Origin of the sequence: Kocuria salsicia, assembly GCF_007681555.1 — a bacterium.
In the GTDB taxonomy this organism is placed as follows: Bacteria; Actinomycetota; Actinomycetes; order Actinomycetales; family Micrococcaceae; genus Kocuria; species Kocuria salsicia.
Window position 1 is genome coordinate 359125 of record NZ_VELE01000001.1, and the last position, 13247, is coordinate 372371.

The following is a 13247-nucleotide window of genomic DNA, read 5'->3' on the forward strand; positions in this document are numbered from 1 at the left end:
CTCGACGGGCGGGACGTGACGCGGGGTTGGCGTCCTAGTGGCCCGCGAGCGTGGTCTTCTGGACCTGCAGCAGGAACTCGGCGTTGGACTGGGTGTCCCGCAGCTTGCTCGTGAGCAGCTCCAGGGCCTGCTGCTGCTCGAGACCGGAGAGCACACGGCGCAGGCGCCACATGATTTTGATCTCTTCGGACGAGAGCAGGTTCTCCTCGCGGCGCGTGCCGGAGGAGTTGACGTCCACGGCCGGGAAGATGCGCCGGTCCGCGAGCTGGCGGGAGAGCCGCAGCTCCATGTTGCCCGTGCCCTTGAACTCTTCGAAGATGACCTCGTCCATCTTGGAACCCGTCTCCACGAGCGCGGTGGCCAGGATGGTGAGCGAGCCGCCGTTCTCGATGTTGCGCGCCGCGCCGAAGAACTTCTTGGGCGGATACAGCGCCGCGGAGTCCACGCCGCCGGACAGGATGCGTCCGGAGGCCGGGGCGGAAAGGTTGTACGCACGGCCGAGGCGGGTCATGGAGTCCAGCAGGACCACCACGTCCATTCCCATCTCCACGAGACGCTTGGCGCGCTCGATCGCGAGCTCCGCCACCGTGGTGTGGTCGTCCGCGGGACGGTCGAAGGTGGAGGCGATGACCTCGCCCTTCACCGTGCGCTGCATGTCAGTGACCTCTTCGGGCCGTTCGTCCACGAGCACCATCATGAGGTGGACCTCGGGGTTGTTCGTGGTGATCGCGTTGGCGATCGACTGCAGCATCAGGGTCTTGCCCGCCTTGGGCGGGGAGACGATCAGACCGCGCTGGCCCTTTCCGATCGGGGCCACCAGGTCCACCACGCGGGGGCCAATCTTCTTCGGGTCGGTCTCCAGTCGCAGGCGCTCCTGCGGGTACAGCGGCACGAGCTTGTTGAACTCGACGCGTTCGCTGTTCTCCTCCGGCTTGCGGCCGTTGACCGTGGTCAGCTGCACGAGCGCGGAGAACTTCTGGCGGGAGTTGTTGTGCTGCTCCCCCTCGCGCGGCGCCCGGATGGCACCCACGATGGCGTCGCCCTTGCGCAGGTTGTTCTTCTTGACCTGGGACAGGCTCACATAGACGTCCGAGGGCCCGGGCAGGTAGCCCGAGGTACGCACGAACGCGTAGTTGTCGAGCACGTCCAGGATGCCGGCCACGGGCAGCAGGACGTCGTCCTCCGTGATCTCGACGTCGTCTACGTCGGGACCGTTGTTGCGGTTGCGGCGGTTGCGGCGCTCGTTGCGGTCGTTGCGATCGCCGCGGTTGTCCCGGTCGTTCCGGTTGCGGTTGCGGCGGTTGCGGCGCGAACCGTTCTCGCCGTCGTTGCCGCCGTTGTTGTTGCGGTTGCGGCGCTCGTTGCGGTTCGAGCCTTCCTGGCCACCGTCCCCGGAGTCCTTGGAGTCGCGCTGGTTGCCGCGGTCGTTGCGGTCCTGGCCGCCGTCCTTGGAGTCCTTCTGGTTGCCGCGGCCACGGCCGCCATCGGACTTCTCGTCCCGCTTGGCATCCTGGGATTTCTCGTCCTTGGCGCCGGAATTCTCCTGCGGTGAGGACTTCTCCCCGCGGTTGCCGCGCGAACGCTGGTTGCGTCCGCCGCGGCCGGAACCGTCCTTGATCTCCTCGCCGGAGTCCGATGACCCGTTCTTCTGGTTCTCGGACTTCTCCTCCTGGGAGGACTGCTCGTTCTGCCGCTCGGCGGAGCCGGCCTCACGGCGGGAGCGGCGCGAGCCGTTCTGGCGCTTGCCGTTCGACTCACCGTCCTCCCCCTCTGCGGAGGACGCGTCCGAGGACCTGGTGTCCTCGGTGCCGCCCGAGCCGCTCTGGGAGGTGCCCTCCGCGGTGCCGGCCTTGGCGGCGTCGTCGCCGTCCGTGTCCTTGTGGCGGCGGGAGGCCTGGCGAGCGGTCTGCTCAATCTTCTCCTCGACGGCCTTGTCGCGGGCGGCGACGGCGCCCCCGCGCTGGTGCGCCTCGATCGCCTCGACCAGGAGGGACTTGCGCATCCGGCGGGCACCGGTGATGCCGAGCTGAGCGGCCAGGGCCTGCAGCTGCGCAAGCTTGAGTCCGGAGAGTCCGGTGCTCTGGGCCTGCGAGGTTTCCGTTCCCTGTTCGGGGGCGGTGGATTCTGTCACGAAGGTTCCTTCTGACTCGGTGGGGGCTGCGGCATCCAGATCGCCAGCAGCCCGGCGGTGATGGTGTGGGCCGCCCGTTGCGGGCCACGGGTGTGCGTGCCGTGAGCACGCGACATCAGCAATGGAGACCCCCGAATCCCTCGTGGGACCGAATTGCCACATCACAGAGGTGGCGGGTCTGCACGAGAGAGGATCGCAGAGAGGCGATGCTGTTCGAGTACCTGCGGTGGAAAACCGCGCATGACGCTCGACTACGGGGCTGGCCCGTCCTGGACGGACAGGAGCCCGGGGCCTATTGCGTGGATACACTCACCTTAGCACCCTCGCGCGGTACGTGCAGAGTGAGGACACGCCACGAGACCCGCCCGCCGTGGTGGGAGTGTGCCGGCGACGCCGCGTCGGCGGCGATCGCACGCACCGCCTCGGCCGCGCGCTCGGCACCCTGCGGCCCGTTGGCGAGCACCAGCACCGTGGGTCCCGCGCCGGAGATCAGCGCGGCGTGGCCGCGCTCGCGCAGCCCCTCCACGAGAGCGGCACTCGGGGCCATCGCCTGCGCCCTGTACCGCTGGTGGAGCAGGTCGAACGTGGCCGGCAGCAGCAGCTCGGGGCGCCCGCCCAGGGCTACCACGAGCAGGGCCGCGCGGCCCGCATTGACCGCCGCGGCGCGATGGGCCACGGTGTCCGGGAGCAGTCCACGGGCCACCGCGGTGGCCACTTCGAAGTCCGGGATCGCCACCACGGGGACGACGTCCGGGTGCACGTCCACGGGGGCGCTGTGGAAGCGGCTCGTCTCCTGCCACGACACCGTGAAACCGCCCAGCAGCGTGGGCGCCACATTGTCTGGGTGGCCCTCCAGCCTGGAACACACCTGCAGCACCTCGTCCGGGTTCAGCCGGGAGCGGATGGGGAGCAGAGCGTTCGCCGCGAGCACCCCGGCCACCACCGCCGAGGCCGAGGAGCCCATGCCTCGGCCGTGCGGGATGACGTTGTGCGCCTCGAGCCGTAACGGGGGCAGCGCTCCCGCACCCGCGGCGTCGAAGGCGGCCTGCATTGCCCGCAGCACCAGGTGCTCAGGGGTGCGCGGAACGCCGTCTGTGCCCTCCCCCGTGAGGTCGAACTCCAGGCCGCTCGCGATCCGGGTGACCCGCACGGTGTCGTAGTGGCCCAGGGCCAGCCCGAGCGAGTCGAAACCGGGCCCCACGTTTCCCGTGGAGGCAGGGACCTCGACCGTGACGGTCGCACCGAGCGGGGCGCCGTCCTCAGAGGAGGCGGCACCGTGGCCGGGCGCGCCGTCCTTGCCGGGGCCGGCTGCGTGTGTCTCGCTCACCACGGACCCGCTCACTCGAGACCGAGGGCCGCGGCCACCGAGACCACGTCGAAAGCCACCCGCTTGGGCGCGGCCGCCTGCGCGTCCTCCGCCTCGGCGCCCTTGACCGCCCACTGGGGGTCCTTGAGGCCGTGGCCCGTCACCGTGGCCACGATGGTTTTCCCGGAGGGGACCTGACCGGCGCGCGCCTGCTTGAGCAGACCCGCGACGCTCGCCGCGGAGCCCGGCTCCACGAACACGCCCTCGCGCGAGGAGAGCCAGCGGTGCGCCTCCAGGATCTCGTCATCCGTGACGGAGCCGATGAGCCCGCCCGACTCATCCCGGGCGGCCACGGCGGTGTGCCACGAGGCGGGGTTGCCGATCCGGATGGCCGTGGCGATCGTCTCCGGCTCGGTCACTGGGTGGCCCAGCACGAGCGGAGCGGCGCCCTCCGCCTGGAAGCCCCACATCACGGGGGTGTGCGTGGCCACGGCGGGAAGCGCGGTGCCGTCCGTGGCCGTGGCGTCCTGCGCGTACTCGCGGTAGCCCTTCCAGTACGCGGTGATGTTCCCCGCATTGCCCACCGGCAGCGCGTGGATGTCCGGTGCGTCACCGAGGGTGTCCACCACCTCGAACGCGGCGGTCTTCTGCCCCTCGATGCGGTACGGGTTCACCGAGTTCACCAGGAACACGGGGTAGGACTCGGAGAGCTTGCGCGCCACCTCGAGGCAGTTGTCGAAGTTGCCGTCGATCTGGATGATGTCCGCGCCGTGCGCCACGGCCTGGGACATCTTGCCCATGGAGATCTTGCCCTCGGGCACCAGCACGGCGCAGCGCATTCCGGCCTGCTTCGCGTACGCGGCGGCGGAGGCGGACGTGTTGCCGGTGGACGCGCAGACCACCGCCTTGGCGCCCTCCTCCTTGGCCTTGGTGATTGCCATGGTCATCCCGCGGTCCTTGAAGGAGCCGGTGGGGTTCATTCCCTCGAACTTCAGCCACACGGCGGAGCCGGTCAGCTCGGAGAGCGCACGCGCACGGATCAGCGGCGTGCCGCCCTCCCCCATGGTCACGACCTCTGTCTGCTCGGTGACCGGCAGCCGGTCCCTGTACTCGTTGATGACGCCCTTCCAGACGTGTGCCATGCGGCGCTCTCCTCGGTTCGACTCGTTGCTTCCACGCGGTGCTCCGCCCCTCGGTGGGCGGGCACCGGAACTCATTCTCCGGCTTCCACCGGAGTGACGGACACGACGTCCCGCACCACCGGCAGCTCGCGCAGCGCCTCCACCGTGGCCATCAGGGACTCGTGGCGGCCGCTGTGGGTCACCAGTCGCAGCAGGGACGTGTCGCTCTCGCGGGGGTCCTCGCTCTGCTGCATGGTGGAGATCGACACGCCGTGGTCCGCGAATACCTTCGCCAGCCGTGCCAGCACGCCCAGCCGGTCGTTGGCGGCCAGGGTAACGGCCAGCCGTGTGGTGACGTCGTCCATGCTCACGGCAGGAAGGGCCGCGTAGGGCTCCAGCGGGATCCCCGTGGCCCCCAGCGCGATGGCCCGTGCCGCGGAGACGAGGTCCCCGAGCACGGCCGACGCCGTGGGGTCACCGCCTGCGCCCTGCCCGTAGAACATCAGCGACCCGGCGTTCTCCGCCTCCACGAACACCGCGTTGTACGCCCCGCGCACCCCGCCGAGCACGTGATCGCGCGGGATCATGACCGGGTTCACCCGCAGGTTCACGCCGTCCCCGCAGCGCTCTCCCACGGAGAGCAGCTTGATGACGTAGCCTGCCTCCCGTGCCGCCGCGACGTCGTCCGCGGTGACCCCGGTGATGCCCTCGCAGTGAACGTCCGCGATCGTGTAGCTGGAGTGGAACGCCAGGGACGCCAGCACGGCGGTCTTGGCCGCGGCGTCGTGGCCCTCGACATCGGCCGTCGGGTCCGCCTCCGCATAGCCGAGTTCCTGAGCCTCGGCCAGGGCGTCGTCGAACGCGGCACCGGTGCTGTCCATCTGGTCCAGGATGAAGTTCGTGGTCCCGTTCATGATCCCCAGGAAGCGGTTGACGCTGTCCCCGGCGAGCGAGTCCCGCATGGGACGCACGATCGGGATGGCGCCGGCCACGGCCGCCTCGTAGGACAGCTGCGCGCCCGACCCCGCGGCGGCGTCCTGCAGCTCGCGCCCGGACTCCGCGAGCAATGCCTTGTTGCCCGTGATCACTGACTTCCCGGCCTTGAGGGCACGTAGCACGCGGGTGCGCGTGGGCTCGATGCCGCCCGTCAGCTCCACGACCACGTCCGCCCGGTCGATCACGGCGTCCGCGTCCGTGGTCAGCAGCTCCGGTGGCAGCTCCACGTCCCGGCGAGCGGTGACGTCCCGCACCGCGATACCCGTCAGCGCGAGCCGCACACCGGTGCGCTGCGCCAGCTCGTCCGACTGGGTGAGCAGCACGCGGGCCACCTGGGAACCCACGGTGCCGGCACCCAGCAGGCCGACCTTCAGGACGGGGGTCTCGCGTGCGGGGGCTGATGTGTTCATGGTCCTCGGGTTCCTTGGGAAGGGGGCTTCGGGAAGGGGGGGGGGTCAGGATGCGGGGCGCGCGTGCGCGGTGATGGCGCCCGCGGGATCGACGACACCGGTGTCCCTGCCGAGCAGGTCCGTCACCGTCTCACGGCGCACGATCTCGCGCGTGGCACCGTCCGGTGCCACAGACACGATTCCAGGGCGCGGCAGCCAGTTGTAGTTGCTCGACAGCGCCCAGCAGTAGGCGCCAGTCACGGGGACGACGAGCAGGTCCCCCGCCGCGACGTCGCCCGGGAGGTAGACGTCCTTGACGACGACGTCCCCCGACTCGCAGTGCTTGCCCACCACGCGGCTGAGCACTGGGGCCTCGTGGGAGACCCTGTTGCCGAGCACCGCGGTGTAGTCCGCGTCGTAGAGCACGGGACGGGCGTTGTCGCTCATGCCGCCGTCCACGGAGATGTAGCGCCGCTGCACGCCCGGGGCCACGGTCACGGTCTTGACCGTGCCCACCGTGTACACGGTGCAGCCGGACGGACCGGCGATGTAGCGCCCCGGCTCGAAGGAAAGGTGTGGTGCGGGCAGCTCGGAGGCTTCCAGCGACTCGGCCAGCAGGGGGGCGAGGTCACCCGCGATGGCCGCTACCTCGCGCGGTGCGTCCTCGGCGGTGTAGGCCACTCCGTGGCCACCGCCCAGGTCCACCTCGGGCAGGACGACGTCCCAGCGGGCCGCCACTGCCTCTCGCAGCGCGAGCACGCGCTCGGCCGCCTGACCGAAACCCTCGGCGGCGAAGATCTGGGAGCCGATGTGGCAGTGCAGCCCACGCAGGTCGAGGGCGTCGGAGGCCTCCAGGCACGCCGCCACGGCCGTCAGCGCTGGAGAGTCCTCTCCGTCCCGCGCTGGGTTCAGGGAGAGGCCGAACTTCTGGTCCTCGTGGGCCGTGGCAATGAACTCGTGCGTGGAGGCGTGCACGCCCGGGGTCACACGGATCATCACCGGCGCGCGGGTGCCCCGGTCACGGGCGAGTCCTGAGAGCAGCTCGATCTCCGCGAGGGAGTCGACGACGATGCGCCCCACGCCCACGCGCAGGGCCAGCTCCAACTCTGCGGCCGACTTGTTGTTGCCGTGCAGCGCGATGCGTGCGGGATCGACCCCCGCGGCGAGCGCGACGGCCAGCTCACCCCCGGAGGCGGTGTCCACATTGAGCCCCTCCTCGGTGGCCCAGCCGACCACGGCGGTGGTGAGCAGTGCCTTGGAGGCGTAGAAGACGGCCACCTCGATGCCGAGGGGGCGCAGCGCATCCTCGAACGCCTCGCGGAACGCTCGGGCGCGCTCACGGAAGGTGCGCTCGTCGAGCACGTAGCTGGGCGTCCCGTACTGCCGCGCGAGCTCCGTGACGGGCACACCGGAGACGCACACGCACCCGTCCGCGTCACGGGTGTACTGGCGCGTGAAGACCAGTGGGTCTAGCTCCGCCGGGTCAGCGGGGACTGCCAGCCAGGCCGGTGCGAGGGGGTGGGTTTCAAAGGTTTCGGACACGGGTCACATCCTCTCGGGGGCGCTCACGCCGAGCAGGTCCAGGCCGTTGGCGAGGACCTGGCGCACGGCGTCGTTGAGCCACAGTCGACTGTGGTGGATCGGGGCCACGGGGTCCTCGCTCTGCGGCGTGACCCGGCACGCGTCGTACCAGCGGTGGTAGGCACCGGCCAGCGCCTCGAGGTGGCGGGCCACGCGGTGCGGCTCGCGGAACTGCGCGGCCTGCGCGACGACGGACGGGTACTGTCCCAGCGCCGCGAGCAGGTCCGCCTCGCGCGGGTGCTCCAGCAGCGCGGCGTCGAACAAGGACTGCCCCTGCTCGTCCGTGCGCGAGACACCGGCGGCCTCGGCGTTGCGGCTCACCGCGCACGTGCGGGCGTGGGCGTACTGCACGTAGAAGACGGGGTTCTCGTTCGAGCGCTTCGTGAGAACGTCGAGGTCGATGTCGATGTTGGAGTCCACGGAGAAGCGGGTCAGCGAGTAGCGCGCGGCGTCCACGCCCACGACCTCCACGAGGTCCTCCATGGTCACCACGGTGCCCGCGCGCTTGGACATCCGCACGGCTTGGCCGTCGCGCACCAGGTTGACCATCTGCCCGATCAGCACCTCGACGGCGTCCGGGGAGTCCCCGAGGGCCGCCGCCGCGGCCTTGAGCCGGGCCACGTAGCCGTGGTGGTCCGCACCCAGCATGTAGATGCACAGGTCCGCACCACGATCCCGCTTGTTCTTGAAGTATGCGATGTCCCCGGCGATGTACGCGGCGTTGCCGTCCGACTTGATGACCACGCGATCCTTGTCGTCCCCGTGGTCCGTGGAGCGCAGCCACCATGCGCCGTCCTTGAAGTAGAGGGAGCCGGAGGTCCGCAGCTGCTCCAGCAGGGTCTCCACCTGCCCGCCCTCGAAGAGCGAGTTCTCGTGGAAGAAGACGTCGAAGTCCACCCCGAACTCGTGCAGCGAGGACTTGATTTGCTCGAACATCAGCTCCACACCGGCCGCCCGGAAGACCTCCTGGGGGTCCTCCGCCTCCAGCGCGTCCGGGTGCAGCGCGAGCACTTGGTCCGCGATCTCCGAGATGTACTGGCCGCCGTATCCGTCCTCCGGCGCGGCCTCGCCGCGGGCGCGGGCCAGCAGGGAGCGGGCGAAGCGATCGATCTGATTGCCGTGGTCATTGAAGTAGTACTCGCGCACCACGTTCGCGCCCTGCGCGCCCAGGATCCGGGCGAGGGAGTCCCCCACCGCGGCCCAGCGGGTGCCGCCCAGGTGGATGGGGCCGGTGGGGTTGGCGGAGACGAACTCCAGGTTGATGGTGGTGCCCTTCAGTGTCTCCCCCGTGCCGAAGGCCGCGCCCTGCTCCACGATCGACTGGGCGAGCTCACCGGCCGCCGCGGCGTCGAGCGTGATGTTGAGGAACCCCGGGCCCGCGATGTCCACGGTCTTCACACCGGGCACCTGCGCGAGGCGCTCGGAGAGGATCTGTGCGACGTCCCGAGGGCTGCGCCCCACCTTCTTTGCCACCTGCATGGCCACCGTGGTGGCCCAGTCGCCGTGGTCACGGTTCTTCGGGCGCTCCACCTTCGCCTCGGGCAGGTCGACGCCGTCCACGACGGTGAGTTCACCGGCGGCCACGGCGTCCTGCAGGCATGCGGAGACGGCGGAGGAAAGTTCTTCAGGAGTCACTGTGACAGTGTAGCGGGGCAGGTGCATGCGGACCGATTCGCCGACCGTCACGCGCAGCGGTTCCCGCGGCCACGGACCGGTACGGTTCACACGCTCGCGGGCCCGTGCGGGCCCGGTTTGGTGCGGATTCGTGCACCGAGTGCACCTGGTAGTATCGTCGAGTCGTCGTTGCAGCCCGGATGAAACGGGTGGCGCACCTGACACGCCCGCGTAGCTCAGTGGATAGAGCGTCTGCCTCCGGAGCAGAAGGTCGTAGGTTCGAATCCTGTCGCGGGCACAAGGTAGGGCCCCTGATCATGAGAAACGCCGATCAGGGGCCCTTTTGGTGCCCGGAGTGAGTAGTGGCCAAGTACGCGTTGAGGTACGCAGTACGCAACGCGTCGCCGCCTGGATGCGGGTTGCCCAAGGGACGATGTACTTCAGGCGTAGAGTGAACTTGAAGATAGTCACATCGTTAAATGATTGCGACTGTTCCCCGGGGCGGCCATCGCTTCAAATACAGGCCTTTTCTCGGAGGTTTGTTCGTCAGAGAGCCGCGGAGGAAGGACAGTCCGTGGCGATGCGGATGCCATGGAACGTTATCGTCCGTACCCACTTGCTCTTGCGCGCCTCACATGGCGACCAACGTCCTGCCCGGCACGAGACGCTCCAGGAGCGTGTTGAGTTGGGGTGTTCCGTCGAGGCTGCTCCCCACCCTGTGCTTGCTGATCGCAAATCCCTACGTGCAGGCCATTCACGCTAGCGGGCCCCGTTGGTTGTACCTAGTGGCGCTGCAGTCGATCTGGACCGGGTTGATCCGCGTGACCCCGCTTATCCGCGGAGGGGTGCGCGAGCGAGCCGAGCGCCGTCTATTTGTCCGTGATGACAGGAGTTTGTCATGAAATCGCACATCAATCGCAAGGTTTTCTTCTCCATGATGGTAGGGATCGCGGTGGCGGTCGTGGCCGCCTTATTGGGGGCTGCGGCCGAGATCATCGGGTTGCTCGGCTGGATCTGTGCCGGCCTCACGTTCCTGTTCTGGGCGTGGGCCCGGTATTGGCGGGCCGATGCCCGCACCACGCGCGCTATCGCCCGGGAGGAAGGAAAGGCCCGGCGAGTTGTGGACGCGCTGATCATTGGTGCCACCGTGGTCAGTCTCGTAGCCGTCGTGTTCGGCCTGCTGCGATCGCGGCAGACCGACGTGGTCGGTACCCTGTCGGGGGTCCTGGCACTGGTCTCGGTGGTGGTTTCCTGGGCGCTGATCAACACGGTCTACGCGTTCAAGCTAGCAAGGTTGTACTACCATGATGAGGAACACGAGTTCACTTTCGAGCAACGACAGGACCCGACCTACAGCGACTTCGCTTTCGTGTCCTTCATGGTGGGGATGACCTACACCTTCAACGCCAAACTGTCCTCGACCGAGATGCGTCGAGTGGCGTTTGGGTACTCCCTGCTGGCCTACGCCTTCGGCACGTTCGTCATCGCTGTGGCCCTTAACCTCGTGACCAGCCTCGGGCAATCCGGGTAGGGGTGCGGTCGACACCGCACAGGTCCTAATGGCCCAGGCCCTCTTAGAACCTCCACCCCCACACTGCGGGACTCCCTGCGGACCTGCGGAGCCTTGGCTGCCCCAATTCCACACAGTAGTGGACTCAGTTGCGTGCATCTTCGTGTCATTGTCTTTGTCATAAGTCGAGTCAGGCCACTCGCCGCGACAACTGTGTGGCGGATCCCCCCGTTCTTGTTCATTTCGACCGTTGTTTGCGGTCCGCCATAAACGTTCGTTTGCGGGAGGGGGTGGAAAACGAACCGGTGACAGTTTCGGTTTAGGCCGCGAGTGTGAGCGGCTCGGCTAGCGGGCTTCGAACTCGATGGGCGTCAACCCGCCGAGTCTGTCCTGGGCTGGTTGACGGCGAGCTTCGCGGTCATCCGGTCCGGGATCACGTATCCGACGACGTGGTTGGAGAACACGTCTTTGATCGCGCAACAGCAGAGCGAGCCGGTTCGGTTCGTCGCCACAGAAGACCCGCTGGAGGTGGCCCTCGAACACCGGCGGGCCCGCCGCGCCTCCTCCCGCAGGCACCGGTACCGGAATGGAGGGTCACCATCGCGGGCAGCACGCAGTGCGTGGATGCGGTGCGCGCCCAGGAGGTCCGCGTCTCGGACCGGGGAGCGGCGCCACCGATAGCAGGGCTGCCTGGGAAGCTTGAAAACCCGGCACGACACCGTCACGGGTATCCCCGCTTCGGCGAGCTCGGCAACGAGCGGGTATGTCATTGTGGGCAGCTGCCGAGGCGCAGATTCGCTGGCGACAGATACGCCGCAGCCCTCCTGAGCACCTCGTTGTCCTGCGCGAGGAGGCGGATCCGCTTCTTCAGCTCCCGAGCCTCCGCCGCGTGTGCCGCAGCGTGACCAGGCCGATTTCCTTCTGCACCGTCGGCCTGACGGAGCCAGTTCTGCAGGGTCGCTTCGCTGATACCGAAGTCGGTAGCGATCTGTTTAATGGTGTCGCCACTCTCACCACTCTCACGGCGACGAGCGACCGCGATGACGTCCTCACGGAACTCTCCGGGATAAGGACCAGCCATGATGACATCCTCCCCGCCAGCGCCTCTCAACGCCAACGATCAGTTGACACCTATTCGTTCCCCACGCCCCTATTACCCGCTGCTGGTACCGACGACGCAGAAGGCCGTAGGTTCGCATTCTGTCGCGGGCACTTTCCATGCCCTCTTCACCCCGCCCGCGCACACGAACCTCCGCGCTGTGCGGGCGCCGCCCTTCGGGAGCGCAGGACCCCGTCGTCTCAGAGCAGTGTCTCAGCGCCGTTCGCGCCGCTGCTCCCGCGTCCGCAGGTTCGGGTGCAGCTGCAGCGGGTCGTACGCGCTGACGACGTCGTCCCCCACGTACTGCTCCTCCAGCAGCGCGTCCTCCGCCACCGGCTGCGGTGCGGCCGTGCGCCGCAGCACCACTCCCACGATCGTGAGGACTCCCCCGACCCCCAGGGTCCCGAAACCCAGGAGCACCATCGTCCAGCCCCTGGCGTTCAGCGGCTCTCCCCCGTGGTCGGCGGCCGCCCGGCCCAGGGCCACGAGCCCCTCGGGAAGCGTGAAGCAGCACACGAAGAGAAGGATCAGCCCCACCGCTGTCACGACGGAGGTGAGTCGTTGTCTGCGATGGGGCTGATTCACTGGGATCACCGATTCTCCGGTGCCACCTCCGCGGCGGAGGAGCCACCCGTTGGTGCGCCACCCGGTGCCACTGCTTCCGCGGCGGCGTTGGGCCCGGCGCTGCGAGCTGTCTCCAGAAGCGTAGCGTCATCCAGCGCGGGCTCGCCCGTGGCGGCCTGGAGCTTGCGGAACTCCGCGAGCAGGTCCGCCACCGTGGCGCCCCGTTTCTGCTCGGCGTCGAGCTCGAAGAGGATCCTCCCCTCGTGCATCATGATCAGCCGGTTGCCCAGCCGAAGCGCCTGCTCCATGTTGTGCGTGACCATCAGCGTGGTCAGGTGCCGCTCGTTCACGATCCGCTCGGTGATCTCCGTGACGTGCTGCGCGCGCTGGGGGTCCAGCGCCGCCGTGTGCTCGTCCAGGAGCAGGATCTCCGGGGCGGAGAACGTGGCCATGAGCAGCGACAGTGCTTGGCGCTGACCGCCCGAGAGCAGACCCACCTTCGCCCCGAGCCTGTTCTCGAGCCCCAGCTGCAGCGTCTTGAGCTCCTCGGTGAACTCCTGGCGCCGAGCCCTGGTCACGCCACGTGAGAGACCTCGGGAGAGTCCCCGGCGCTGGGCGATGGCCATGTTCTGCTCGATCGTCAGGGTGGGCGAGGAGCCCTTCATGGGGTCCTGGAACACGCGGGAGATCCACCTGGCCTTGCGGTGCTCGGGCAGGCGGGTGACCGTGCGGTCCCCCACCCTGATCTCCCCGCTGTCCGGGATGATCGTCCCGGAGACCGTGTTGAGCAGGGTGGACTTGCCCGCGCCGTTGGAGCCGATGACGGTGACGAAGTCCCCCTCGTTGACCGTGAGGCTCACGCCGTTGAGAGCCACCCGCTCGTTGACCGTCCCGGCGAAGAACGTCTTGCGGACGTCGGTGATGCTCAGCACGGGA

10 protein-coding genes and 1 tRNA gene are annotated in these 13247 nt (G+C 68.7%); 2 read left to right on the forward strand and 9 right to left on the reverse strand.

The features are described 5' to 3' along the window. Nucleotides 1-34 precede the first annotated feature (34 nt). The 6 genes from rho to argS form a co-directional block, all read right to left on the reverse strand. Entirely contained in the window at nucleotides 35-2131 is a 2097-nt protein-coding gene (rho, locus tag FS770_RS01565; protein ID WP_145009392.1) for a transcription termination factor Rho, read from the reverse strand. 292 nt (nucleotides 2132-2423) lie between these two features. Further along, nucleotides 2424-3458 (reverse strand): homoserine kinase, encoded by a 1035-nt coding sequence (gene thrB / locus FS770_RS01570; RefSeq protein WP_145009395.1) that lies wholly within the window; start codon nucleotides 3456-3458, stop codon nucleotides 2424-2426. An 11-nt stretch (nucleotides 3459-3469) separates the two neighbouring features. Continuing rightward, the gene (thrC, locus tag FS770_RS01575) at nucleotides 3470-4579 is read right to left on the reverse strand and encodes a threonine synthase (RefSeq protein WP_145009398.1); all 1110 of its coding nucleotides are present in this window, start codon (nucleotides 4577-4579) and stop codon (nucleotides 3470-3472) included. Nucleotides 4580-4650: 71 nt separating this feature from the next. Beyond that, the gene (locus tag FS770_RS01580) at nucleotides 4651-5964 is read right to left on the reverse strand and encodes a homoserine dehydrogenase (RefSeq protein ID WP_144942465.1); all 1314 of its coding nucleotides are present in this window, start codon (nucleotides 5962-5964) and stop codon (nucleotides 4651-4653) included. Nucleotides 5965-6009: 45 nt separating this feature from the next. Beyond that, nucleotides 6010-7485, reverse strand: a complete 1476-nt coding sequence (gene lysA / locus FS770_RS01585) for a diaminopimelate decarboxylase (RefSeq protein ID WP_145009401.1) — start codon at nucleotides 7483-7485, stop codon at nucleotides 6010-6012. A 3-nt stretch (nucleotides 7486-7488) separates the two neighbouring features. After that, complete coding sequence (argS, locus tag FS770_RS01590; RefSeq protein ID WP_186366661.1) at nucleotides 7489-9159, reverse strand: arginine--tRNA ligase; 1671 nt, start codon at nucleotides 9157-9159, stop codon at nucleotides 7489-7491. A 204-nt stretch (nucleotides 9160-9363) separates the two neighbouring features. On the opposite strand from argS, the gene FS770_RS01595 reads away from it, so the two are divergent. Continuing rightward, nucleotides 9364-9436: transfer RNA gene (locus FS770_RS01595), tRNA-Arg, on the forward strand. 600 nt (nucleotides 9437-10036) lie between these two features. Further along, a complete protein-coding gene (locus tag FS770_RS01600; RefSeq protein ID WP_145009407.1) occupies nucleotides 10037-10669 on the forward strand; it encodes a DUF1345 domain-containing protein in 633 nt (210 codons plus the stop codon). A 745-nt stretch (nucleotides 10670-11414) separates the two neighbouring features. On the opposite strand, the gene FS770_RS13870 is transcribed toward FS770_RS01600, so the two are convergent. The 3 genes from FS770_RS13870 to FS770_RS01615 all read right to left on the reverse strand — a co-directional run bounded on the left by FS770_RS13870 (nucleotide 11415) and on the right by FS770_RS01615 (nucleotide 13243). Continuing rightward, the gene (locus FS770_RS13870) at nucleotides 11415-11729 is read right to left on the reverse strand and encodes a transposase (RefSeq protein WP_222126480.1); all 315 of its coding nucleotides are present in this window, start codon (nucleotides 11727-11729) and stop codon (nucleotides 11415-11417) included. 231 nt (nucleotides 11730-11960) lie between these two features. Continuing rightward, nucleotides 11961-12293 carry a hypothetical protein gene (locus FS770_RS01610; RefSeq protein WP_244944684.1) on the reverse strand — a complete coding sequence of 111 codons (333 nt, stop codon included), beginning with the start codon at nucleotides 12291-12293 and terminating at the stop codon, nucleotides 11961-11963. Nucleotides 12294-12337: 44 nt separating this feature from the next. Beyond that, the gene (locus tag FS770_RS01615; protein WP_144942179.1) at nucleotides 12338-13243 is read right to left on the reverse strand and encodes an ABC transporter ATP-binding protein; all 906 of its coding nucleotides are present in this window, start codon (nucleotides 13241-13243) and stop codon (nucleotides 12338-12340) included. Between the last annotated feature and the right edge of the window lie 4 nt (nucleotides 13244-13247).